The sequence below is a fragment of the Streptomyces sp. NPDC005070 genome (assembly GCF_053600395.1).
Map to the genome: position 1 here is coordinate 1 of NZ_JBSFZS010000090.1, position 21,640 is coordinate 21,640.

At 70.0% G+C, this 21,640-nt stretch carries 24 protein-coding genes; 14 read left to right on the top strand and 10 right to left on the bottom strand.

Annotated elements, in window-relative coordinates:
- Positions 1-198 precede the first annotated feature (198 nt).
- The gene (locus ACWEBX_RS26505; protein WP_451887317.1) at positions 199-1,407 is read left to right on the top strand and encodes a CaiB/BaiF CoA transferase family protein; all 1,209 of its coding nucleotides are present in this window, start codon (positions 199-201) and stop codon (positions 1,405-1,407) included.
- Positions 1,408-1,564: 157 nt separating this feature from the next.
- On the opposite strand, the gene ACWEBX_RS26510 is transcribed toward ACWEBX_RS26505, so the two are convergent.
- From ACWEBX_RS26510 to ACWEBX_RS26520, 3 genes are all read right to left on the bottom strand, one after another.
- A complete protein-coding gene (locus ACWEBX_RS26510) occupies positions 1,565-1,834 on the bottom strand; it encodes a hypothetical protein (RefSeq protein ID WP_389849920.1) in 270 nt (89 codons plus the stop codon).
- 115 nt (positions 1,835-1,949) lie between these two features.
- Positions 1,950-2,738 carry an anti-sigma factor gene (locus ACWEBX_RS26515; protein WP_451887318.1) on the bottom strand — a complete coding sequence of 263 codons (789 nt, stop codon included), beginning with the start codon at positions 2,736-2,738 and terminating at the stop codon, positions 1,950-1,952.
- A gap of 55 nt (positions 2,739-2,793) precedes the next feature.
- Entirely contained in the window at positions 2,794-3,336 is a 543-nt protein-coding gene (locus tag ACWEBX_RS26520) for a sigma-70 family RNA polymerase sigma factor (RefSeq protein ID WP_451887344.1), read from the bottom strand.
- A 283-nt stretch (positions 3,337-3,619) separates the two neighbouring features.
- On the opposite strand from ACWEBX_RS26520, the gene ACWEBX_RS26525 reads away from it, so the two are divergent.
- The 4 genes from ACWEBX_RS26525 (at position 3,620) to ACWEBX_RS26540 (ending at position 10,524) form a co-directional block, all read left to right on the top strand.
- On the top strand, positions 3,620-5,161 hold the full coding sequence (locus tag ACWEBX_RS26525; RefSeq protein ID WP_451887319.1) for a DUF4331 domain-containing protein: 1,542 nt from the start codon (positions 3,620-3,622) through the stop codon (positions 5,159-5,161).
- A gap of 174 nt (positions 5,162-5,335) precedes the next feature.
- Complete coding sequence (locus tag ACWEBX_RS26530) at positions 5,336-6,943, top strand: tetratricopeptide repeat protein (RefSeq protein ID WP_451887320.1); 1,608 nt, start codon at positions 5,336-5,338, stop codon at positions 6,941-6,943.
- Positions 6,940-8,838, top strand: coding sequence for a nickel transporter (locus ACWEBX_RS26535; RefSeq protein ID WP_451887321.1), 1,899 nt, complete (start codon positions 6,940-6,942; stop codon positions 8,836-8,838). Before ACWEBX_RS26530 ends, ACWEBX_RS26535 begins: the two co-directional genes overlap by 4 nt.
- Before the next feature lie 45 nt (positions 8,839-8,883).
- A complete protein-coding gene (locus ACWEBX_RS26540) occupies positions 8,884-10,524 on the top strand; it encodes a protein kinase domain-containing protein (RefSeq protein ID WP_451887322.1) in 1,641 nt (546 codons plus the stop codon).
- A gap of 107 nt (positions 10,525-10,631) precedes the next feature.
- Here the strand turns inward: ACWEBX_RS26540 and ACWEBX_RS26545 are convergent, their stop codons facing one another.
- Positions 10,632-11,438, bottom strand: a complete 807-nt coding sequence (locus ACWEBX_RS26545) for an SGNH/GDSL hydrolase family protein (RefSeq protein ID WP_451887323.1) — start codon at positions 11,436-11,438, stop codon at positions 10,632-10,634.
- A gap of 352 nt (positions 11,439-11,790) precedes the next feature.
- Here ACWEBX_RS26545 and ACWEBX_RS26550 point away from each other — a divergent pair, with 352 nt between their 5' ends.
- Positions 11,791-12,885 carry a DUF5925 domain-containing protein gene (locus tag ACWEBX_RS26550; protein WP_403648855.1) on the top strand — a complete coding sequence of 365 codons (1,095 nt, stop codon included), beginning with the start codon at positions 11,791-11,793 and terminating at the stop codon, positions 12,883-12,885.
- Between the two features lie 87 nt (positions 12,886-12,972).
- On the opposite strand, the gene ACWEBX_RS26555 is transcribed toward ACWEBX_RS26550, so the two are convergent.
- Positions 12,973-13,347, bottom strand: coding sequence for a GntR family transcriptional regulator (locus tag ACWEBX_RS26555; protein WP_451887324.1), 375 nt, complete (start codon positions 13,345-13,347; stop codon positions 12,973-12,975).
- A 71-nt stretch (positions 13,348-13,418) separates the two neighbouring features.
- On the opposite strand from ACWEBX_RS26555, the gene ACWEBX_RS26560 reads away from it, so the two are divergent.
- Both ACWEBX_RS26560 and ACWEBX_RS26565 read left to right on the top strand, forming a co-directional pair.
- Positions 13,419-14,348, top strand: coding sequence for an N-acetyltransferase family protein (locus ACWEBX_RS26560; protein ID WP_451887325.1), 930 nt, complete (start codon positions 13,419-13,421; stop codon positions 14,346-14,348).
- Positions 14,329-14,829: a DUF402 domain-containing protein gene (locus ACWEBX_RS26565; RefSeq protein WP_451887326.1), complete on the top strand. Its 501-nt coding sequence runs from the start codon at positions 14,329-14,331 to the stop codon at positions 14,827-14,829. The genes ACWEBX_RS26560 and ACWEBX_RS26565 overlap by 20 nt, the downstream gene beginning before the upstream one ends.
- Positions 14,830-15,013: 184 nt before the next feature.
- Here ACWEBX_RS26565 and ACWEBX_RS26570 read toward each other — a convergent pair whose 3' ends face one another.
- A complete protein-coding gene (locus ACWEBX_RS26570; RefSeq protein ID WP_451887345.1) occupies positions 15,014-15,637 on the bottom strand; it encodes a class I SAM-dependent methyltransferase in 624 nt (207 codons plus the stop codon).
- A gap of 162 nt (positions 15,638-15,799) precedes the next feature.
- Between ACWEBX_RS26570 and ACWEBX_RS26575 the strand changes: the two genes are divergently transcribed.
- Positions 15,800-15,946, top strand: a complete 147-nt coding sequence (locus ACWEBX_RS26575) for a hypothetical protein (RefSeq protein ID WP_451887327.1) — start codon at positions 15,800-15,802, stop codon at positions 15,944-15,946.
- Between the two features lie 68 nt (positions 15,947-16,014).
- On the opposite strand, the gene ACWEBX_RS26580 is transcribed toward ACWEBX_RS26575, so the two are convergent.
- Complete coding sequence (locus ACWEBX_RS26580) at positions 16,015-16,512, bottom strand: GNAT family N-acetyltransferase (RefSeq protein WP_451887328.1); 498 nt, start codon at positions 16,510-16,512, stop codon at positions 16,015-16,017.
- Positions 16,513-16,692: 180 nt separating this feature from the next.
- Between ACWEBX_RS26580 and ACWEBX_RS26585 the strand changes: the two genes are divergently transcribed.
- Positions 16,693-17,937, top strand: a complete 1,245-nt coding sequence (locus ACWEBX_RS26585; protein ID WP_451887329.1) for a hypothetical protein — start codon at positions 16,693-16,695, stop codon at positions 17,935-17,937.
- A 12-nt stretch (positions 17,938-17,949) separates the two neighbouring features.
- Here ACWEBX_RS26585 and ACWEBX_RS26590 read toward each other — a convergent pair whose 3' ends face one another.
- Positions 17,950-18,495 (bottom strand): NUDIX hydrolase, encoded by a 546-nt coding sequence (locus ACWEBX_RS26590; RefSeq protein ID WP_451887330.1) that lies wholly within the window; start codon positions 18,493-18,495, stop codon positions 17,950-17,952.
- 407 nt (positions 18,496-18,902) lie between these two features.
- On the opposite strand from ACWEBX_RS26590, the gene ACWEBX_RS26595 reads away from it, so the two are divergent.
- The 3 genes from ACWEBX_RS26595 to ACWEBX_RS26605 are packed head-to-tail and all read left to right on the top strand — an operon-like array spanning position 18,903 to position 19,978.
- Positions 18,903-19,067 (top strand): hypothetical protein, encoded by a 165-nt coding sequence (locus ACWEBX_RS26595; protein ID WP_451887331.1) that lies wholly within the window; start codon positions 18,903-18,905, stop codon positions 19,065-19,067.
- Entirely contained in the window at positions 19,055-19,531 is a 477-nt protein-coding gene (locus tag ACWEBX_RS26600; RefSeq protein WP_451887332.1) for a hypothetical protein, read from the top strand. The genes ACWEBX_RS26595 and ACWEBX_RS26600 overlap by 13 nt, the downstream gene beginning before the upstream one ends.
- 15 nt (positions 19,532-19,546) lie before the next feature.
- Positions 19,547-19,978, top strand: a complete 432-nt coding sequence (locus tag ACWEBX_RS26605; protein WP_451887333.1) for a hypothetical protein — start codon at positions 19,547-19,549, stop codon at positions 19,976-19,978.
- Between the two features lie 95 nt (positions 19,979-20,073).
- Here ACWEBX_RS26605 and ACWEBX_RS26610 read toward each other — a convergent pair whose 3' ends face one another.
- Positions 20,074-20,340, bottom strand: a complete 267-nt coding sequence (locus ACWEBX_RS26610) for a hypothetical protein (protein ID WP_451887334.1) — start codon at positions 20,338-20,340, stop codon at positions 20,074-20,076.
- 403 nt (positions 20,341-20,743) lie between these two features.
- Between ACWEBX_RS26610 and ACWEBX_RS26615 the strand changes: the two genes are divergently transcribed.
- Positions 20,744-21,145, top strand: coding sequence for a hypothetical protein (locus tag ACWEBX_RS26615; RefSeq protein ID WP_451887335.1), 402 nt, complete (start codon positions 20,744-20,746; stop codon positions 21,143-21,145).
- A gap of 195 nt (positions 21,146-21,340) precedes the next feature.
- Here ACWEBX_RS26615 and ACWEBX_RS26620 read toward each other — a convergent pair whose 3' ends face one another.
- Positions 21,341-21,607, bottom strand: coding sequence for a DUF6959 family protein (locus tag ACWEBX_RS26620; RefSeq protein ID WP_451887336.1), 267 nt, complete (start codon positions 21,605-21,607; stop codon positions 21,341-21,343).
- Positions 21,608-21,640: the final 33 nt, after the last annotated feature.

Sequence of the window (21,640 nt, forward strand, 5' to 3'; positions counted from 1 at the left end):
GCCGGTGCGGCGAGTGGGGGTCCCCCCTGCTCGAAGAGCTTGGGGGAGCGTGCCGGGAGTCGCGACGGGGCGAACGTTGCCTGTCGCGGCACTAGGGTCCGCCGGCGGACGGCCGCCGGGCGATCCGGGCTCCGTCGGCGGACGGCCGCCGGGTCGCCCCCGTGAAATCAGTGCATGACAAAAGTATGTCCAGGGGTCATGATCCATCGCATGCAGCCCGATCCTCTGCCCCTCGAAGGCATCACCGTCGTCGCCGTCGAACAAGCCGTCGCCGCGCCCTTCGCGACCCGGCAGCTCGCCGATCTCGGCGCCCGGGTCGTCAAGGTCGAGCGGATCGACGGCGGGGACTTCGCGCGCGGCTACGACACCGCGGCCCAGGGTCTGGCCTCACACTTCGTGTGGTGCAACCGGGGCAAGGAGTCCGTCGCCCTCGATCTGAAGGACCCGCGCGGGCTCGACGTCGTACGCCGTCTCGTCGCGGACGCGGACGTGTTCGTGCAGAACCTCGCCCAAGGGGCGGCGGCGCGGCTGGGCCTGGACGCGGCGACCCTGTGTGCCGAGCATGCCCGGCTGATCGCCGTGGACATCTCCGGCTACGGGCCGTCGGGGCCGTACGCCGGCAAGCGGGCCTACGACATGCTCGTGCAGTGCGAGGCGGGGCTCGTGTCGGTGACCGGGACGCCCGAGCAGCCGGTGAAGGCGGGCATCCCGGCCGCGGACATCGCGGCGGCCATGTACGCGTTCTCGGGAGTCCTCGCGGCGTTGGTGCGGCGCGGCACGACCGGGCGCGGGGGCCCGGTCGAGGTGTCGATGCTGGACGCGCTCGCGGAGTGGATGGGGCATCCGCTGCACCACGCGATGCACGACGGGACCCCGCCGGCCCGTACGGGCCTCGCCCACGCCGTCATCGTTCCCTACGACGCCTATTCGACGGCTGACGGCGGGCGCGTGCTGTTGTCGGTGCAGAACGACCGCGAGTGGCGGCGGCTCGCCCAGCAGGTGGTGGGGCGGCCCGAGACGGCGGACGATCCGCGCTTCGCGACGAACGCGGCGCGGGTGGCCCATCGGGAGAGCGTGGACGCCCTGGTCGGCGAGGCACTGGGCAAGCTCGGCGCCGACGAGGCGGTGGCCCGGCTGGAGGCCGCGGGCATCGCCTGCGCCCGGCTGCGGGACGTGACGGAGGTGGCGGAGCATCCGCAGCTCGCGGCCAGGAACCGCTGGCGGGAGGTGGGATCGCCGGCCGGGCCGCTGCGGGCGCTGCTGCCTCCGATCACGCTGCCGGGCGGGGAGGAGGCGCGCATGGGGTCCGTACCGCGGCTCGGCGAGCACACGGGGGTGGTGTTGCGGGCGCTGGGCATGACGGACGCGGACGTCGCCGAGCTGCGGCGGGACGGAGTGGTGCGCTGAGCCTCACGGCTCGGTGATGGTGGTGACCCGCGCTCCGGAGGTGGTGATCACCGGGCACCGCTGCCCGCCGTGGGGATGACGGACGCGGAAGGGCAGCGGTGCGCCGGTGCGGTGGAGTCGCCGGAGCGCGGGTCGAGAAGGCCGGTACCGACAGCGGTCAGCGGTCGCCGAACAGCGAGCGCCGCAGCCGCCTGAGCGGAGCGAAGAGCGAGACCCGCCGCATGCGCGCCCCCATGGAGCCGCTGTCGTGCGCGTGGTCGCGGGTCGTGAGCTCACGCATCAGTGACGTCGCCTCGACCGTCTCACGCTGCGGTATGGCGGGGCCGCCGAGCACCGCGAGATGTCGGTCGAGGCGCGAACTGGTCGCGCTGCTCCCGCACGTGATCGCAGGGACGCGTGCCCTGCTGTGTACCGTTATCTGTTCCATGTCACTCCCCACCCGTACAAGTCCACCCGGCCCGGGCAGACTAACCCTATCGCCCCCTCGCGGCGCGCGTGTATCTCGGTCAAAGGATTCACCTTCCCCATAAGGGGGTTGACGGTCACTCTCCGAATCCAACCGTTTCCAGGGCGAGTTGGACAACAGGCGAGGTTGTGGGCTGTTCTGAGCCGCCGTGAGGCTCGACGGTCACTGCGAGTGACGTCGCGCTCGGGTTCAGTCCGTCGGCGACGAGGGGCGTGTCGCCGTCGAAGAGACCGAGGGAACGCGGTTTCTCGTTGGGGCGCATGAGCCAGAGCTGATGGACGCGTCCGCCGGAGGGTGTGCCGAGTCCGCTCAGTGTCACGACGGCGCGCCGCTCCGACGCGGAGGCCACTACTCCGATTCCGCGGCCCCGCGCGTCCCGTTCACCGGTCGCCCGCGCGTCCGGCGCCGCGAGAACGTGGGCGATCTCACGCGCCTGGGCGCGCTCCTGGTTCAGGTCGTCGCGTGCCTGGGTCGCCTGCACGGCGAAGAGCGCGGCGACGACGAGGGCCGCCGCGGCCGTGGCGGTGGCGAGCGGGGCGAACAGCGGACGGAACCGGGGGGCACGCGCACGCGCGGGCTGATGGGCCGGCCGTACGCGGGGCAGCTCACGCCCGGCCGGTTCCTGGGGTGTCGTGCGTATCGCGGTCAGCACCCGCGCGCGCAGCGCCGCCGGCGGGGCCGCCGCCGTGGACCAGGCGAGCCGTACCGCGTCCTCCGTCAGCGCCCGCACCTCCTCGGCACAGCGATCACAGCCCTTGAGATGGCGTTCGAAGCGGCGCTTCTCGTCGCCCTCCAGCGCGTCGAGGGCGTAGGGGGCGGCGAGCGAGTGCAGATCGCGGCCCAGCAGTCTGTCGAGGACGCTCATGCGGCACCCCCCTCTCTTCCGTTCGGATCACGGCCCGGCAGGCGGTCGGTGGCGTTCACGCGACTCCCCCCAGGCATTCGCGCAGGCGGGTGAGCCCGTCGCGCATACGGGTCTTGACGGTGCCGAGCGGCAGGGAGAGCCGCTCGGCGACCTCTCGGTAGGTGTAGCCGTCGTAGTAGGCGAGCGTGACGGACTGCCGCTGCAGGGCGGTGAGCCGGTCGAGGCAGCGGCGGACCCACTCCCGTTCGAGCCCGGCCTCGACCTCCTCGGCGACCTGGTCGAAGGCGGGGTGGTGGCTGCGCTGCCCCTCGCGCTGCTCGCGTTCGGTGGCCGCCCGGGCGCTACGCACCCGGTCGACGGCACGACGGTGCGCGAGCGTGAGGATCCAGGACAGCGCGCTGCCGCGCCGGGGGTCGAACCGCGTCGCGGAGCGCCAGAGTTCGAGCAGGACCTCCTGCGACACCTCCTCCGACTGCGCGGGGTCCCGCACCACACGGCGCACCAGTCCGAACACCGGCCCGGACACCAGTCCGTACAGCTCCTCGAACGCCTTCTGGTCGCCTCCGGCCACCAGTACCAGTAGTTCGTCAGCCTCCACCCGTCCCCCTCTGCGGCCGTGCACGGACCGTCCTTTCCCTTACGTCTTCGCAGCGAACCCGTCTACGGATGGGTTACGGATCAGCGAGCCGAAAACGCGTGTCCTCCGCTGATCGGTTCCGGTGTCCGCGGCCGGTCGGCCCGCCGCGCCGGCCAAAGAAGCCGACCCGTCAGATGAAACAAGCTGAGAGAACGGCCGTAAAGACGTTTGGGATTCGACCAATCCACCCCGGCGACCGCTCCGAATGGCGTGCGTCAGGCAAGTTGGACAGAGGACGGACGGCATGACACCTATCTCCAGGAGCGGCGCGGGTCGCAGGACTCTCGCGACCCTCGTATGCGGTGCGCTGGCTGCCGGGGGGCTCGCGGCCGCCGGTGCGACGGCGCTGGCGCCGGGGGCGGCCTCCGCCTCCAGCCACCGGGAGGCCCCGCTGATCTCGGGCACCCCCCAGTACGACAACACGGACGTGTACGCCTTCGTCAGTCCGGACAAGCCGGACACGACGACGATCGTGGCGAACTGGATTCCCTTCGAGGAGCCCGCGGGCGGACCGAACTTCTACACGTTCGCCGACGACGCCCAGTACGACATCCACATCGACAACAACGGTGACGCGCAAGGTGAGTTGATCTACCGCTACACCTTCAAGACGCACCGCAAGAACGGCGACACGTTCCTCTACAACACGGGTCCGGTCACCAGCCTCGACGACCCGGACCTCAACATCACGCAGACGTACGACATCGATCTGCTGCGGCTCCACAACCAGCGGCTGGTGTCGAAGACCAAGGTCGCGGACGACGTCCCGGTCGCTCCGTCCAACGTCGGCAAGGCGTCGATGCCGGACTACGCGAAGCTGCGCCACCACGCGATCTCCAAGCTCGCGGGCGGCACGACGACGTTCGCCGGCCAGGCGGACGACCCGTTCTTCCTGGACCTGCGCGTCTTCGACCTGCTGTACGGCGGGAACCTGACCGAGGTCGGACGGGACACCCTCAAGGGCTACAACGTCAACTCCATAGCCCTGCAGGTTCCGAACGACATGATCCGTGAGTCGGAGGGCCAGCCGATCGTCGGCATCTGGTCCACCACGCAGCGCAGGGACGCCCGCGGCCACTACAGCCAGGTCTCGCGTCTGGGCATGCCGCTGGTCAACGAGGTCGTCAACCCGCAGAAGGACAAGGACAAGTTCAACGCGTCCGCGCCCTGGGAGGACGCCCAGTTCCTGAAGAACGTGACCAACCCGGAGCTGCCGAAGCTCATCGAGGCGATCTACAAGATCAAGGCTCCGGCCGAGCCCCGCAACGACCTGGTCGACGTGTTCCTGAAGGGCGTCAAGGGCCTCAACCAGCCGCCGCACGTGCGTCCGGCGGAGGAACTGCGTCTCAACACCTCGATCAAGCCGACGATGCACCCCAAGCGGCTCGGTGTCCTCGACGGTGACAACGCGGGCTTCCCGAACGGACGCCGGCTCACGGACGACGTGATCGACGCCTCGCTCCAGGTCGTCGAGGGTGAACTGGTCGGTTCCAAGAACGACTTGGGCGACGCGGTCGACAAGAACGACAAGGGCTTCGAGAAGTCGTTCCCGTACGTGGCCGAGCCGACCTCGGGTTCGCGCGGCGCGCTCGCCAAGGGCACGACCAGCGGGACCGACGTGCGCAGCCAGCTCGGCGACGCGCTGCAGCCGGCCGGCACCGGCTCCGGTGGGAGCACCGACACCGTGCTGATCGCGGGCTCCGCCGCGGCGGGCGCCGCGGGCATCCTGCTCATCGGCTCCGGTCTGCTGTGGTGGCGCCGTCGGATGTACAACCGGGCGTACTGACCCTGTCCAGTCCCGGGCGACCGACCCGGTCCCGGGTGCACTGACCCGGCACCGGGCCTTCTGACCCGGCTCACCTACTGGCGCGGCCCGCACGCAGTTCGACCCCCCACGGTGCGGGCCGCGCCGCCTCACCCCCCACAACGACCGTTCCACCAAGGACTTTGAGGAGAGGGCATGTCCCCGCGTACGAACGACAACGCGACGCCGGACGCCGAAAGGGCCACGCCCGACGAGAACACCGTGGGGGCCACGCCCGCCGAGAAGACCACGGAGGCGACTCCGGCCGAGGAGACCACGGCCGGCCCGAAAGCTCCCTCGGCCCCGGCCGACCCGGCGGCCCCCTCGACCCCGGCCGGCCCGGCAGCCCCGGTGACCGTGCCTGGCGCGGACGCCCCCGCCGGGGACGGCGGCGACGAGCGGGTGGCCGCCGTGCGCCGCGTCTCGCAGGCGCAGCGCCGCTGGCGGGCCGCTCAACTCGGCTTCTGCGCCGCCGCACTGGCCGTCGCCATGACGGCGGGCGCCGTGGTGCTCGGCGCGCTGAGGGACGGCGCGACGACTCCCGCCGTCGCGGCTGTGTCCAACGGCGTGTCACCGCAACTGCTCGCGAGCGGCGACCTCGACGCGAGCGTCCTCTCCCTCCAGGCCCATCTCCGCTCCCAGCCCAAGGACTTCGGCGGCTGGTCCACTCTCGGTCTCGCCTACGTCGAGCAGGCCCGCACCAAGGGCGACCCCTCGCGCTATCCCCAGGCGCAGAAGGCGCTCGACAGGTCCCTGAAGCTGCGCCCCGACTACGATCCCGCGCTCGCCGGACGGGCCGCCCTCGCCGCCGCCCGGCACGACTTCACCGGCGCCCTGAAGTACGCGGACCTCGCGCTGAAGCAGAACCCCTACAGCGAACGCGCCCTGTCCTCCCGTATCGACGCCCTCGTCGAACTCGGCCGCTACGACGAGGCGTCGAAGGCGGCCGACCTGGCGGACTCGCGGCGCCCGGGCGTCCCGGTCTTCACCCGGTACGCCTACGTCCACGAGTTGCGCGGCGACGTGAAGACCGCCCGGCGGGTCCTGGAGCAGGCGCTCGCGACGGCGACCAGCCGCGGCGACATCTCGTACGTCGCGTCCGCGCTCGGCCAACTCGCGTGGAACCAGGGCGACTACGACTCCGCCCTCACCTACTACGCACGCGCTCTCGCCGCCGACGACACCTACCTCCCCGCCCTTGAGGGCCGGGCCCGCACCCAGGCCGCCATGGGCGACCGCGCGGCGGCGATCAAGGGGATGGAACTGGTCGTGCAGCGCTACCCGCTGCCTCAACCTCTCGTCGAGCTCGGAGAGTTGTACGAGGCCCGCGGCGCGGCGGGCGACGCGCAGAAGGCCCGCGACCAGTACACGCTGGTGAACGCCTGGATCTCCCTCGCCCACGCCTACGGCGTCAACGCCGACCTCGACACCGCGCTGGCCGCCGCCGACCACGGCGACGACAAGGCGGCGCTCACGGCGGCCCGCGCCGAGTGGGGCCGCCGGCACACCGTGCACACCGCGGACGCGCTCGCCTGGGCCCTGCATGTGTCGGGCCGCGACGCCGAGGCCCTGCCGTACGCGCGCCGGGCCACGGCGACGGGTTACCACAGCGCGTCCTTCCTCTACCACCTCGGCGTCATCGAGAAGGCCACCGGTCACACCGACAAGGCCCGCACCGCGCTCAAGGCGGCCCTGGACCTGAACCCGGGCTTCTCGCCGCTGGCCGCCCGCGCGGCCCGTAAGGCACTGGAGGCCACGAAGTGAGGGCGCCCCGGTTCCTCGCCCTGTGCGGCACGGTCCTGACCGCGGCCTGTGCGCTCGTGCTGGTCCCCTCCGGGCCGGCCGACGCTCATCCGCTCGGCAACTTCACGGTCAACCGCTACGACGGACTCGTCGCCGCCCCCGGGCGGTTGCGCGTCGATCACGTCGAGGACCTGGCCGAGATCCCCGCCACCCAGGCCAAGCCGGACATCAAACGGCTGGGCATGGCCGACTGGGCCCGGCAGCGGTGCGAGACCGCCGCGCACGGCAGCGAGGTCACGGTGAACGGGCGGGCGGTGACGCTGACCGCGGGCGCGAGCACGGCACGCCTGCGGCCGGGCCAGGCGGGACTCGACACCCTGCGCGTCGAGTGCCGGCTGACGGCGCCGCTGTCCGGCAAGGGCGCGCTCACCGTGGGCTTCCGCGGCGCGGGCACCGATCACGGCCCCGGCTGGCGCGAGATCACCGCCCGGGGCGACCGGATGACGCTCACCTCCTCGGACGTACCGCGGAAGTCCGTCTCGGCGGAGCTGACCGAGTACCCGAAGGCACTGCTCTCCTCGCCCGCCGACACCGCCACCGCCTCGCTGCGGATCCGCCCCGGCGGCCCCGCCCTCGTCGAGGAGCGGCGTGACGCCCCGGCCGCCTCCGTGCTCCCGCGCGGTGCCGACCGTTGGACCCAGGCCCTGAACGACCTGGTGGCCCGCCATGACCTCACCTTCGGCTTCGCCGCCCTCGCCCTGGTCATCGCCGTGGGCCTGGGCGCGATGCACGCGCTCGCGCCCGGCCACGGCAAGACCCTGATGGCCGCGACGGCGGCGGCGCGCGGGGGCCGGGCCCGGTTCAAGGACGTGCTGCCGCTGGCCGCCTCGGTGACGGTCACCCACACCCTCGGAGTGGTCGCACTCGGCCTGCTGGTCACCGCGGGCTCCGCGGCCGCCCCGTCCGTGATCGCCTGGCTGGGTGTGTCCAGCGGCGTCCTCGTCATGGGCGCGGGCGCCACACTCCTGCGCCGAGCCTGGCGCACCCGGCCCGCCGGCCACACCCCCGGTCATGACCACGGGCACGGGCAGGACGACGGGCACGGACATGACCATGTGCACGGACACGGACATGACCACGGCCATGCGCACGACCACGACCACACGTCGGCTCACGGTCACGACCACGGACACGCGCACGATCACCATCACGATCACGGCCGGGATCAGGCTCCGGCCCATCCCCACGACCACGGACCGGGCCACACGCACGACCACGAGCACCCGCCCGTCCCCGCGCACACGCACGACCACGATCACGCGCACGGCCATGACCACGTGGACGCCGCGCGTCCCCTGGTCCTGGCTCATGCCACCGCGTCCGCCACGACCGGCACCCCCACGGCGACAGCAACAGCGACGGCGACCCGACCCCATGCGCACCCGCACCCGCACGACCACAGCCACGACCACGACCACAGTCACGGCCACGACCACCGCTCGGCCGGCACCCCCCACTCCCCGACCCTCGAACACACCCACGGCGGCTTCACCCACACCCACGAGATCGCGCCCACCCTCCGTGGCACGATCCTGCTCGGCTTCGCCGGCGGGCTGGTGCCCAGTCCGTCCGCGGTCGTCGTCCTCGTGGGCGCCGCGGCGCTCGGACAGGCCTGGTTCGGTCTTCTTCTCGTGCTCGCGTACGGCGTCGGACTCGCCCTGACACTGACAGCGGCCGGGTTCGCCGTCGTCAAGCTCGGCAGCGGCGTGAACCGCGCCCTCGCCGGACGCCAACGGTGGGCCGGGGGCCGCCTCGTATTCCTCGTCCGCAGGTTCGCGCCCCTCGGCTCGGCGCTGATCGTCGTGGCGCTCGGGGCCGGATTGGTGCTCAAGGGGGCGGCATCCGTACTCGGCTGAGCTACTTTTGGGGAGAAATCGCGCGGATGCGAATGGGGGACGCACGTGTCCGAAGATCCGGGCAGTGAGCGTGTGATCGCGGGGCGCTACCGGCTGCTCTCGCCGTTGGGCGAGGGCGGCATGGGTACGGTGTGGCGCGCTCGCGACGAAGTGCTGCAACGCGAGGTCGCCGTGAAGGAGGTCCGTGCCCCGCACGGACTTGCCGATTCCGAGATCGAGCGGATGTACGCGCGTCTGGAGCGGGAGGCGTGGGCGGCTGCCCGTGTCTCCCACCGCAATGTCGTGACGGTGTACGACGTGGCCATGGAGGACGGCCGGCCGTGGATCGTGATGGAACTGATCCGCGGGATCGCCCTCTCCGATCTGCTGGACGCCGAGGGGCCGTTGGATCCGCAGCGCGCCGCCCACATCGGCGCCGAGGTGCTCGCCGCGCTGCGCGCCGCGCACGAGGCGGGGGTGCTGCACCGGGACGTCAAACCGGGCAACGTGCTGATGGCGAACGACGGACGGGTCGTCCTGACGGACTTCGGCATCGCGACGGTCGAGGGCAGTTCCGCCCTGACCATGACGGGCGAGGTCATCGGATCGCCGGAATTCCTCGCCCCGGAGCGGGCGTTGGGGCGTACTCCCGGCCCCGAGTCGGATCTGTGGTCGCTCGGCGTACTGCTCTACGCCGCGGTCGAGGGCAACTCGCCCTTCCGGCAGCCCACTCCGCTGAGCACCCTGCGGGCCATCGTCGACGAACCGCTGCCGCCGCCCCGTCGCGCGGGCCCGCTCGCTCCCGTCATCGAGGGGCTGCTCGCCAAGGACCCGGCCGAACGGACGAGCGCCGACTCGGCCGAGCGCGAGCTGCGCGTGGTCGCGGCGGGCGGTACGGCGCCCACGCGCCCCATGGGCGCCACGACGCGCTCGTCCGAGGCACCGACGATCGGAGCGTTCGGCGTACCGGCGCCGTCCTCCGCGACACCGCCCCAGGGGTTCGGCCCGGCTCCCGCGACCCTGCCCTCGGCCACCCCGGCGGCGGAGCCCGAGCGCAACCGCCGGGCGGCCTTCGCCATCATCGCGGGCCTGGTCGCGCTGGCACTCGCCCTCGGCGGACTGACGTACGCCCTGCTGAACAAGGACAACGGTGACGGCGGGAACACCGGGCAGGGGAACAGCAGCAGCGGAGGCACCGGCACCACCGACAGCGGTACCTCGGGCGGCAGGAAGAGCGAGAGCGCCACCGCCGGTGCGACCGGCGGCCAGAGTCCCTCCAGCAGCGCTCCGGAGGGCGGGAGTTCGACCACCGCGCCGCCCGCGCAGTCCGTCCACGTGACGGTCGTGGGGCATCACAGCGACTACCGGGGCGCCTGTCCGCCGCCGAGTGCCGAGGCCCCCTCGTTCACGGCGACCTTCACGGTGGGCCGTGTCCCGGTGGATGTCGAGTACCGCTGGGTGACAAAGACGGGCGAGGTGACCGATCCGGGCTGGAAGACACTGTCGTTCCCCGCGAGCGGCGGCAGAACGCAACAGAGGACGGTGGTGGCGACGACGTACGACACGAGCGGGGAGTTCGCCAACTCGATCAGCGTGGAGGTGCGCAGCCCGGTGCGCGTGACCTCCGACTCCGTTCCGTTCACCATCACGTGTGAGACGGAGACCCCGACGGACGGGGCCTCCGCATCCGTGTCCGCCTCACCCTGAGGGGCGGGCGGTGGCCCTGGCAGGGCGGGCGTTCTCCCTGCCGGGGCGGGTGTTCTCTCGAAGGGTTCCGGGGTGGGGGCCCGGAGTCCGGGGTGGGGGCCCGGAGGTCAGACGGCTCCGGAGAAGGCCGGCAGGTAGCCGCCGGAGTGACCGGCCGCCGTCGGGTGGTACGACACGCCGATGTCCAGCCAGTTCAGGCTGTGCAGCCAGGCGCTGCCGGAGCAGATCTCGTGCCCGGTGAAGCTGCCCCTGACGTCCGCGAAGGTGAAGCCGTGGGCGGCGACACGAGCGGCGATCGCGCTGTCCAGGTAGTCGGCCGCACCGTTGATGGCGGACCGTTCGGTCTCCGAAAGTCCGGTAAGGCAGCTTCCGTTGAGCTTGTAGAAGCGGGGGTAGCCGATGACGACCACGTGGGCGGCCGGGGCCTTCGCGCTGATGGCCGAGTAGACCGCGTCGAGCTTGCCGGGGAGCGTGGAGTCGACGTACGCCTTCGCCGTGGCGATGCGTGAGAGGCAGGAACTCTCGGACTGCAGGACGCAGGTCGTCATGACGTCCGAGAAGCCGGCGTCGTTGCCGCCGATGGTGATCGAGACGAGCCCCGTGGAGGAGTTGAGCGGGCCGAGCTGATTCGCCGTGACATCACCCGTACGAGCGCCCGAGCAAGCGGTGAAGTCGAACGACGAGGGTGAATGCGCGGCGTTCCAGAGGTACGGGTACGCCTTCGTGCTGCGGTCGCAGTCGCCGCTGGAGCTGATGTAGCTGCCCGCGCCGACACCGGAGGAATAGGAGTCACCGAGCGCCACATAGCCCGTGGCCGCCGCGGTTTGTGCCTGAGCCGCTGCCGCCCCGGTGAGGGCGAGGCCGGCGGCCAGGAGGAGTGAGGTCATGTATGCCGAAAATCTGGGACGTCTCATGGAACCTCCCTTTAGCAGGATCTCTGCCACAACTTTGGTAGCAGCTACGCGTGTTGACAGGAAGTGTCCATGCCAAGACTCTTATGTATCAACCAACCGATTCACCCCCGTTCATCACATATTTCTCTACATGTCCATGTCGATTGGATGACAACCGCGTGACACGGGAGCGCAATGCGTCAACTCCCGTAAGCCGCAAGCGAGAAGGGCGGCTGTCCGGTTCGGGACCGCCGTAACGCGCTTGGGGAACAGGCGGGAGGGGATACCCCCGAAGAGCGGGACCGGGCGCGACACAAGCGACGCACCGCGGAAACCGGGTGCACGGGGCGCCCGGGTGACAGATCATGGCGACATGTCTGCGAACCCACACGACGCTCTGCCGATCAGGCTCAACGTCGACGACAGCGACTCACCGTCGGACGTCGTCGACGCGCTGTTCCTCGGTCGCTTCGCGACGGGCGAGCAGCCGCACTCGCACGCGGCGAACATCGACCGCGTACGGTCCGGGGCCACTCTGCTCCCGCCGGGCGCCCGGGTGCTGCGCTCCGCGCGCGACGACGACCGCAGCGCCACCCTGGCCGAGGGCGACGGCTGGACGCTGCTGGTGTCCCGCTGGAACCGCGGTGCCGACGTCACGGTGACCGCGACCAGCGTCGAACTCGCCGAGAAGGTGCTGAAGCAGGCCACGGACGGCGCGGCGGACGAGCCCGAACCGCAGCCGGAGAACGTCACGATGGGCTTCTGGTACGTGTCACCGCGCCGGGGACCGCACCGCACGACCCGGCAGATCTCGGCGGGCACCTGGGAGGAGGTCCGCCCCAACTACACGGCGCCGGTGGCGGACGCCATGGACCACCTGATGAAGACGACGCCGGAGGACATCGCGGGCCGGCTGCTCCTGCTCCACGGCCCGCCCGGCACCGGCAAGACCTCCGCCCTGCGCACGCTGGCCCGTTCCTGGCGCGACTGGTGCCAGGTGGACTGCGTGCTGGACCCCGAGCGCCTCTTCTCCGACGTCGGCTATCTGATGGACATCGCGATCGGCGAGGAGGACGGCACCGGCAAAGGCCGCTGGCGGCTCCTGCTCCTGGAGGACTGCGACGAACTGATCCGCGGCGAGGCCAAGCACACCGCGGGCCAGGCCCTGTCACGGCTGCTCAACCTCACCGACGGACTGCTCGGCCAGGGCCGCAACGTTCTCGTGGGGGTCACCACCAACGAGGACCTGGAGCGCCTCCATCCCGCCGTCGTCCGCCCCGGCCGCTGCCTCGCCCGGATCGAGGTCGGAGCGCTCACCCGCCGCGAGGCGGTGAGCTGGCTGGGCACCGAGGAAGGCGTGTCACGCGAGGGCGCGACCCTCGCGGAGCTGTACGCACTGCGCCGCGGAACGACCCCGACGTCGGTCCCGGACCAACGCGAGGGCGCGGACGCGGGACTGTATCTCTGACGGACCGGTCCAGATCTCCGACATACCGGTCCGGGCCGGACTGCGATCCGGGCCGCGTGACCTTGCCCGTGACTCGCGGCCCGGTGGCTAGCCGGCGTCCTCGAAGGCCGCTCGCAGGGCGTCTCGTACGGCGGCGAGGGCGGTGTCCTCGGTCAGGCCGAGCCGGTGTGCGCGCTCGGCGTAGGCCTGCGCGGCCGACGCGGCCTCGCGGGACGCGGCGTCCTCGGCGGCGGCCACGAACGTACCGTTGCGGCCCCGCGTCTCGATCACCCCGTCCGACTCCAGCGCCCGGTACGCCTTGGCGACGGTGTTGGCCGCGAGACCGAGCGACTCGGCCAGCCCCCGTACCGTGGGCAGCTTGTAGCCGACGGGCAGCTCACCGGACCGGGCCTGCTCGGAAATCTGGGCGCGCACCTGCTCGTACGGCGCGGCCCCCTCTGCGATGCGGATCTTCAGGGTCACCCGGCGATTGTCCCGTACGCGCGCGAAAATGAGAGGCATCCGCCCGAGGCGCCCGCGTAACGTGCGATCACATGACCGTGATCGTTCGCGAACTCCGGCACGACGACCCGGTGGACGCCGCGGGCTTCGCGCGCGTTCGTCACCAGGCCCTCCCCTTCATGCTCTTCACCCCCGAGTCCATCGCCTACGACGTGGAGCACGCCCATCCCGACTCCCACTACCGGCCGTTGCTGGCCGAGGAGGATGGGGAGCTGATCGGCACCGCGCAGGTGGGCCTCGTGTACGACAGCCCGGAGCCCGGCCTGGGGAACCTCAACATCTACGTTCACCCGGAACGGGCGGGACGCGGAGCGGGATCGCTGCTGGCCCGCGCCGCCGAGGAGCGACTGGCCGCCCTGGGCGCGACCCGCCTGCACGCCTGGGTGCTGGACGTACCCGAGTACCGCGCCTTCGCCGAGAAGCGGGGCTATCGCGCCGCCCGCTCGGCGCACTTCCTCCGCCTCGACCTGGCGAACGGCACCCTGCCCCCGCTCCCGTCCCCGCCGGACGGTGTGGAGTTGCGTACCGGAGCGGACTTCGCCGACGACCCCGGGCCGCTGTTCAGGCTGGACGCGGAGACCATTCTCGACGAACCGAGCGACACCGAGCGCGAGTTCACGGACTACGACGCCTGGCTGACGGAGACCTGGAACCACCCGCTCCTGAACCGTGAACTCACGTCCGTCGCGCTCGTCGACGGACGACCTGCGGCCTTCAGCGCGGCCCGCACCGACGGCGGCACCCGCTACGGCACCGTGATGACAGGCACCGCCCGCGCGTTCCGGGGCCGGGGTCTGGCCAAACTCGCCAAGAGCCACTCCCTGCACCGGGCCCGCGCGGCGGGGTTCACGGACGCGTTCACGGGCAACGACGCCGGCAACGGCCCGATGCTGGCGATCAACACATGGTTCGGCTATGAAATCTGCGCAACGGAGGTGAAGTATGTCCGTGACCTCGGCTGACACGCCCGGCACATTGGAGATCGTACTCGTCAAGGCAGGCCGTACGAAGATCAGTTACCCGGCCGAACTGCTGGCGGACGACGGCACCCGGGTGGTCGTGCGCGCCCCCTGGGCAGGAGACGGCGTCCGCGACTTCGGCTTCGTACAGTTCGAGAAGGGCGACATCTTCACCGAGTACTACTGGCGGGACCGCTGGTACTCGGTGAAGGAGGTCCGGGACGCCGCGGGTGAGCGCAAGGGCTGGTACTGCGACATCACCCGTCCGGCCACCGTCTCCGGAGGCCGGCTCGTCGTCGAGGACCTCGACCTCGACCTGTGGCGCTCGGCCGACGGCACGGACGTACGGCGCCTGGACGAAGACGAGTTCGCGGAGAGCGGCCTGGCGACCAGCGACCCGGCTGCAGCGGCCGCCGCCGAGAAGGCCCTGGACCACCTCGAACACCTGGCCCGCGAGGGCGGCTTCGAGGCCCTGCTCGACTAGGGCGTGCCCGGTGGGCCTCACCGATGGGACTGCCGGCACTGCCCCGTGGGACTGCCGAACGCGCCGCTCGCGACCCCGCTCGACGTCCTCACCGAGCGGCGCCGCTCGCCGACCCCACCGAGCAGCGCCGCTCGGCAACCGGGCCCGCTCCATGAACCCGGCCCCGCTCCCTGAACGGCGCCGTTCAGAAGCGGGCCACCACCGCGTACCGCTCGTCCTCCACGTCCCGGCCCCACAGGTGCGCATCGGCCGACAGCGGCTCCACCCGCAGGTCGGCGGGGTCGGGCAGCAGCGGCCGGAGCAGGGTGGCCAGCCGCTCGGCGGATATGCCGACCTGGCTCAGCGTCCCCCACACGCCCTCGACGAGCACCAGCCGTCCTCCCGGGCGCAGCAGTCCGCGCCAGTGCCGCAGCACGCGCCCGGGATCGGGCAGCGTCCACAGCACGTGGCGGCTGAGCAGGACGTCGAAGCGCTGCTCCCCGACGGGGGGCGCCATCGCGTCGCCGCGGAGGAAGACCGCGTCACGCCCGGCGAGCTTGGCGCGGGCCCGGTCGATCATGCCCGGGGCGAGATCGACCCCGGTGACCCTGTGGCCCTGCTCGGAGGCTATGAGCGACAGGCTGCCGGTGCCGCAGCCGACGTCGAGCAGATCACCGGGCTTCTCGGGCAGCCAGTCCCGCAGCCGCGCGGCCCAGGCACCGCGGACCTCGGGGTCGCGCAGCCCGTGGTCGGGCTCCTCGTCGAACGTGCCGGACTCCGCGTCCCAGTCGACGCCCACCCCTGTGTGCGTACCGCCGTCGCTCACCATGCGTTCCACGATGTCACCCACCACTGACAATCGGCCTTGGCCTGCGCGGACGGCCCGCGGGTGACGGCCGCCACAGACAGATCGCGACCGATGAGGAACTCTCCCCGAAAGGGTCTACCTCCGTACAACCGCGGAATCCGGTAGACGCCCGAGGAGGCAGCCATGCGCCGTGTGACCGTGCAGAAGCCCCTGAGGAAGTCGGACTCCCGCCGTGTGCGGGACGAGCCCGACGAGCGCCCCGACGAGCGCCCCGCCGAGCGCCCGGAGGTCCGGAAGGACATCGCGCGCACCTGGTGGCCGGACGGCTGAGCCACCGTGCCGTGCCCGGCGGGCGTTCAGCCGGATCGGGTGAACTCCCGTCGGCCGCTCACGGCCGGTCATGGCCGGTCCCGGCCGGTCAGCCGCTTGCGGTAGTGGATCCGGTCGTACGGCCCGTCGGCGCGCCGCTCGGCGACCTCGTACCCGTACCTCGGGTAGATCTTCTGGTTCTCCCACATCATCGCGTTGGTGTAGAGCCTGATCTCGTCCAGCCCGAGTGCCCGCGCGTGTGCCTCGACGAAGCGCAGCAGCCGGCCTCCGATGCCCTGGCCGTGGGCATCGGGCCGGACCGCGACGATGTCGAGATACAGATGGTCCGGGTGCTCCTCGACGACCACGAGCCCGAGGACCGGCTCCCCCGTGACGAACACCCGTCCCGCGGCCACATTCGCCGCGTGGTCCGCTTCCATGGGCACCGGAACGAGCCCGATGCGCTCCACGTAGGGCTGGAAGGCTGCGTCGATCACGGCTTTCACGACGGGCACGTCGGCGGCGCCGGCCCTCCGCACCCCGAAACCCTCGGCCGTCTCCCCGAATTCGCCCGGTGTCTCCGCCATGCCCGCACCCACCTACCCGCCCGATCGCAGTCGCGTACGCCCCCTTGTATACCGAACGTCGCCCCGAAGCTCCTCGGCCGCGAAGGCTGGAGGCGACGTGGCGGAGCCGATACTGTCGCCGCAAAGGACGCCGGCACACCTTCCTCAGGTGCGCTCGAAAACGCCATTGGTGGAGGAACTGTGTCTCCTGCTGCGGGAAACAGCACCCATGTCTTTCTGAGCGAGACGGAACATCATGGCAGCGCTGTCACCGACCCCAAAGGACTGCGGGCGCGAATAGTGCAGAACGCTCTCTTCGCCGAGCGGCTGGTCATCACCGATTCTCAGGTGCTCCACAACGTGGCATTACGTTCACTCCTCGACGGCCGGACCCCGTCGACTCCCGAATGGCGCGCGGATCTCGCCGAATTGATCAGCTCGGGCATGCTGGTCATCGTGCGACGCGACTCCGCGCGTTCCTTTCGTGAGATCCGGGACGAACACAGGGCGCGCCATGTGGCCGATGTTCCGACCGAGGAATACGCCGAGCTCATGGACGAGATCACCGAGGGGCATATCGCTCCGTACTCGGTGGACAAGGTGAGCGAGCGCTTCAAGCGGAGGACGGCGGACCGTCTGACCGAGCTGATCGGACCGCCCGACGATTCCTATGCCCGGACCCTGCGTGCCGCGGTGGAATGGATTCACGGCCAGGATCCGCTGTACTACAACTCTCTGCGCGGGTGGATCGAGGAACGGCGAGCGACCCACGGGGAGGCCTCAGAAGTCGCACTGGAGGCCGTCGAGCGGTCGGCGAACTGGTCCTTCAGGACTTCCTTACCCGCCGTACTGGAGATGCCGGTGGCCTGGGGTACGGTGCGCACGCCGTCCACGGTCGCGCTGCAAGGGGACGCCCCGCAGGACGAATCGACCCTGCCCGGCTATGTACTGAACCCCTTTGTACTGGCGCGCCTTCCTGCGGGTGTGGTCAACGAAGCCGTCGGGCTCGAATCCCGGAAAGTGGTCGTCGACCAATTCGCGAAGGCTCACAGCGGCCGGCCGGTGGACACCGACGCGCTGAGGGACGGCGTCGAAGACTTCTGCATGCACCTCCAGGAAGCCGCGGTCGCCGCCTTCCGAGGCCTCGACGCCGACGCTCTGGCCGCTGTCCGGGACGAGCGAGTCACGGCCAGGCTCCACATCTCGGCATCCTCCGTTGCCACCGGTTCCCTCGACACCCTGATCGGATTGATAAGTTCCGGGTTCAACCCTGCTTCTCTCATGCTCAATCTGCTCTCCATGCCGTTCGACATCGTCCAGGACAAGAAGGAGAGGAAACTGAAGAAGGAATCCGAAAGGCTCAAGAACGCCTGGCGGCTCGAGAAGCAACTCCCCGAGCATGAGAAGCTGCTGCGGATCGTCAGTCCGACGGAACCTCCGGAATGAAGTGAGCGGCCGCTAGTACTCCCGCGGCGAGGCCAGTGCGGCGGCGGCGATGGTGATCGCACACCGTACTCGCTGCTCCCCGAAGGCCGTCCGCAATTCGGGGAAGCCGAACCAGACCGGTTCCTCCACCGATTCCATGACGTCCGGTGACCGCTTCCCGAAGTCAGGGGTCGCCACAAAGGCCTCGACCACCTCGACGGAAGACTCGATCAGGCCGGTGTCCGCGTACAGCGTGCCCAGCCGTTTCGTGGTGGTCGCGGTCAGGCCGGTCTCTTCGTTCAACTCCCGGGCCGCGGCTTGCTCGACCGACTCGCCGGGCTCCCGGCCTCCCCGCGGGAATTCCCACGACAGATCACCGATCGGGTAGCGAAAGGCGGGAACGAGCGCGACGGTGTCGGCCCAGCGAGGCACGACGACAACACCCGGCGTCGACCACTTCCATCGAAGATAGCGCCCCGGTTTCCCGTCCGGAGAGACGACAGCATCGTCGTACAGGCTCCCGTAGGCGTTCCGATACACCTCGACAGCCTCTTGCCTCCGGATACGACGTGGTTGCATCGACCGCCTCCGAGAACAGATCCATAAGGCGACATCACATTACATCGGGTGAGCACTCCTGAACCGGCCCAGCGAGACCAAGCAGCCCGCGGCCCGACTGCCACGCACCCCAACTCGGCTGCTACGGCGACCTGTCCACGGACGTATGCCGGCCAGGGACGGTCCAGCAGCCCCGGCACACGGGCGGGTCCAGAGACTGTCCGACGCACGGAAACTCACGAGCCATGATCACCCACCCCATGGTTGGGTCGAGCAATCGCCAACCTCAAATCCGACTCAGAAGATCACCGGAATCTTCGCTACCGGCATGCTCGCGTCATATGGTCAAACATGTCCGGCCGTAAAACGGTGCAGTCTCTTTGGTTAGGCGTCTCGTGGGAATAGTTGCACGTCGTACCACGATCAGCGTGCCCACCCCCGCACACAAGACCACGAACGCCCAGTACGGCGTCTATCGCCTCAAAGTCACGGGCACGAGCTACATGCTGCATCAAAACTGCACGACCTCACCGAAGCGCACCGTGGTGAGCTACTCCCCTCTCAAGGTGGGCTGGTACCTGTGGGAAAACTGAAGATTGTCACGGCAGTAGCGGGACTGACGGCAGCCGTAACGTTGTCCGGCTGCACCACTGGCCAGGACGACACTGCACCCCCATCCCGTACAACACCGCCTCACTCCACGACCTCGCCGACTTCGGACCGCGCAGAGCACGTTCCCGGAGAAAGCGTAACGAAAGCTCCGGCTCTCCTGGAAGGAAAAGTAAAGGCGCAGACAGCAAACGCCCATGGCAATCAAGAACTTGAGATCCGCGGCGGAATCAAGGCCGGACCTCTTTCGATCCTCGTAAACTGCCAAGGCGATGGAACAGTCAAGGTCTCCGTTCAAGCACTCGGCCTCAGCTTCTCGCTCGAATGCGCGGACGGGGAGGTCAGCAGCACTCTCAATAAAATCGATCTCGAACGCCCGCGCGGATACGGAACGGTGAACGTAACCGCGCCGTCCAACGTTCGGTGGGCAGTCACCATCGGGCAATAGCACGGGGAGGCCAGCTTGGACGCGGGGAGCGAGACCGACGACCCGATCGAGGCGGCGTGGGGCTCTCTGGCGCGTGCGGCCGAAATCCGGGATGAGCGGTCACGAACCTCCACCACTACGTGGGTTCCACCCATCTTGGCGGCCCTGGTTGACAGGGCGCGGAACAGCGCGCTGGGGCGGTTCCGCCCCGTCACCAGCCATGCAGCGCTTACATTCAGCACGGGACCGCGCCACTGGCTCGGCGAGGGTGAGATTCTGCCGGTGGCCATCGTGCTCGTTCCTGAAGGCCACTATGTCGTGCATATCCGCTCAGTCGGCACGGTGCTCAAGACGGCCAGTGCTGATGAAGCTGTGACCGAAGCGGAGCGGCTGGTCGAGGGTCTGACGGACGACGGCCAGTCGTCGACTCGGGCCGTCCCGGGGCCGTCCGACGGCGACCAACGATGACCGACGCGGACAGCCGTTGACTGCCAAGTCGCAGGTCCGGGCAATCATTCGCGCCGACCGGTTCGGTCCCGACGCTCGAAGGCGGGCTCTGAACGCTAGTGACGTACGGCGAGGGAGTGGAATTCGAGTGCTCCGACCCCCAGGACGATGAGCTGCACCACGCCGGGGACGCGCCATCGTAAGGCCAGAAGGCCACCACCTGTGACCACGGCGCCACCAACCAGGTACCACGTCGCCCGCCACGCGAACATCTGCGCCTCGGGTGCGACGCTGCCGTCATCGGTCCAACCCGCGAGCCCATAACCGAACCACAGCCCGACGATGTACGCCACGTCGACAGCGAGCAGCAATACGCCGATCATCACCTGTGCGCCGACATACGGCGCACTCCCGCGCTCCATACCCACCCCGGTCTGTTCGCAGTCCGTCGGTCCGCCGATCGCCCGCGTCCAGCTTGCCGACCCGGTACATGCCTCGCATGAGTACACGTACTCAGAAGCGAAGCGAGGACAGCCGGAACACGAACGAAGCAGTCCTCGTGCCACAGCCGTGCCACATCGTGCGATCAGCCGCGGTCAACGACGGCTCGCCGCAGTCGAGATGCGTGACAGCGGCGACAGCCGGAGCGACCTGGGGAACTGTGCCGCCGATCGCGTCCGCCCTTACAACGCGGTGGTCGACGAGCCTGCCGCTGCGGCGATGCTTTGGGTCGGTGAGCAGGTCGTGCAGGGCTCGCTGTCAGTCGTGCCCTGTACGGTCCCGCCCATGGCTGAGAGACCAACTACAAGCTGGCGTCACGGCATCGCTCAGGAAGCCGAGGAGCTTGCCGCCGGCACCCTGGATCCCGATTGCGCCTGCATGGCGGAACTGTTCCCCGAGGACCTGCTCGCCGAGACCGATGCCGTCCTCGACGCATTCGACAGTGGCCTTCATGGACTTGACGAGGTCACTGACGCGCAGATCTTTGCCGTGGTGGAACGCGTCGTCCTGGCCCTGAACGCGGTGAACGACGCCCGCAATGGCGGCGCCTTCGAGACCGACGAGCGTGAGCAACTGTGTGACTACATCGACACGTCGCTATCCGAGCATGGTGTCGACGTAGTCGCGCTGACGGCTCGCCACGGACTGGGGCGGTACCAACTCACGGACAAGTGGCGGAAGTGGTAGCTCCGTTCTCCAGCGCGAGCCGCTGAACATCGCACCACAACTCCGCACCACAAGCACACCAGATCGGGCGGGCCCAGCGGGGAATCACGGTGAATGCAGCCAGCTCCGACGGTTCTGTATCCCCGTCATTCACCCAGGTCGAGGCCTGGGCCAGTCGTAAAGGCCCGCAGCTTCCCAAGCCGATGGCCTGACAGCTCAGTACGGTCGCGGAATCTCGTGCTCGTCCAACGCCGCCTCGTACCGCTCCAGCAGAGCATCCAAGTTCGCAAGAAGAAGGCCGGCAGAATCTCGGGCTTCACCCAGGTCGCCTCGCTCGCAGGCCGCCGCCCACTCGGCCACGTCACCGCGCAGGATGTGAAGGGAGTCGCCCTGGACCACGACCCCGGGGAACCTCCTACCCGGCATGCGAACCACGGCGTCGTTGCCGCCATCGGTGAACAACTCAGCTTCGATGCGTTCCATCGGCCCATCCAACCTGACATCCACGGCTGACAT

Bases quoted from the DNA above. Each gene is read 5' to 3' on its own strand.
- ACWEBX_RS26560 (WP_451887325.1), top strand. From the start codon at position 13,419: ATGACCGTGATCGTTCGCGAACTCCGGCACGACGACCCGGTGGACGCC.
- ACWEBX_RS26580 (WP_451887328.1), bottom strand. From the start codon at position 16,512: ATGGCGGAGACACCGGGCGAATTCGGGGAGACGGCCGAGGGTTTCGGG.
- ACWEBX_RS26575 (WP_451887327.1), top strand. From the start codon at position 15,800: ATGCGCCGTGTGACCGTGCAGAAGCCCCTGAGGAAGTCGGACTCCCGC.
- ACWEBX_RS26550 (WP_403648855.1), top strand. From the start codon at position 11,791: ATGTCTGCGAACCCACACGACGCTCTGCCGATCAGGCTCAACGTCGAC.
- ACWEBX_RS26515 (WP_451887318.1), bottom strand. From the start codon at position 2,738: ATGAGCGTCCTCGACAGACTGCTGGGCCGCGATCTGCACTCGCTCGCC.
- ACWEBX_RS26545 (WP_451887323.1), bottom strand. From the start codon at position 11,438: ATGAGACGTCCCAGATTTTCGGCATACATGACCTCACTCCTCCTGGCC.
- ACWEBX_RS26570 (WP_451887345.1), bottom strand. From the start codon at position 15,637: ATGGTGAGCGACGGCGGTACGCACACAGGGGTGGGCGTCGACTGGGAC.
- ACWEBX_RS26505 (WP_451887317.1), top strand. From the start codon at position 199: ATGATCCATCGCATGCAGCCCGATCCTCTGCCCCTCGAAGGCATCACC.
- ACWEBX_RS26620 (WP_451887336.1), bottom strand. From the start codon at position 21,607: ATGGAACGCATCGAAGCTGAGTTGTTCACCGATGGCGGCAACGACGCC.
- ACWEBX_RS26530 (WP_451887320.1), top strand. From the start codon at position 5,336: ATGTCCCCGCGTACGAACGACAACGCGACGCCGGACGCCGAAAGGGCC.
- ACWEBX_RS26525 (WP_451887319.1), top strand. From the start codon at position 3,620: ATGACACCTATCTCCAGGAGCGGCGCGGGTCGCAGGACTCTCGCGACC.
- ACWEBX_RS26510 (WP_389849920.1), bottom strand. From the start codon at position 1,834: ATGGAACAGATAACGGTACACAGCAGGGCACGCGTCCCTGCGATCACG.
- ACWEBX_RS26615 (WP_451887335.1), top strand. From the start codon at position 20,744: ATGGCTGAGAGACCAACTACAAGCTGGCGTCACGGCATCGCTCAGGAA.
- ACWEBX_RS26565 (WP_451887326.1), top strand. From the start codon at position 14,329: ATGTCCGTGACCTCGGCTGACACGCCCGGCACATTGGAGATCGTACTC.
- ACWEBX_RS26610 (WP_451887334.1), bottom strand. From the start codon at position 20,340: ATGATCGGCGTATTGCTGCTCGCTGTCGACGTGGCGTACATCGTCGGG.
- ACWEBX_RS26590 (WP_451887330.1), bottom strand. From the start codon at position 18,495: ATGCAACCACGTCGTATCCGGAGGCAAGAGGCTGTCGAGGTGTATCGG.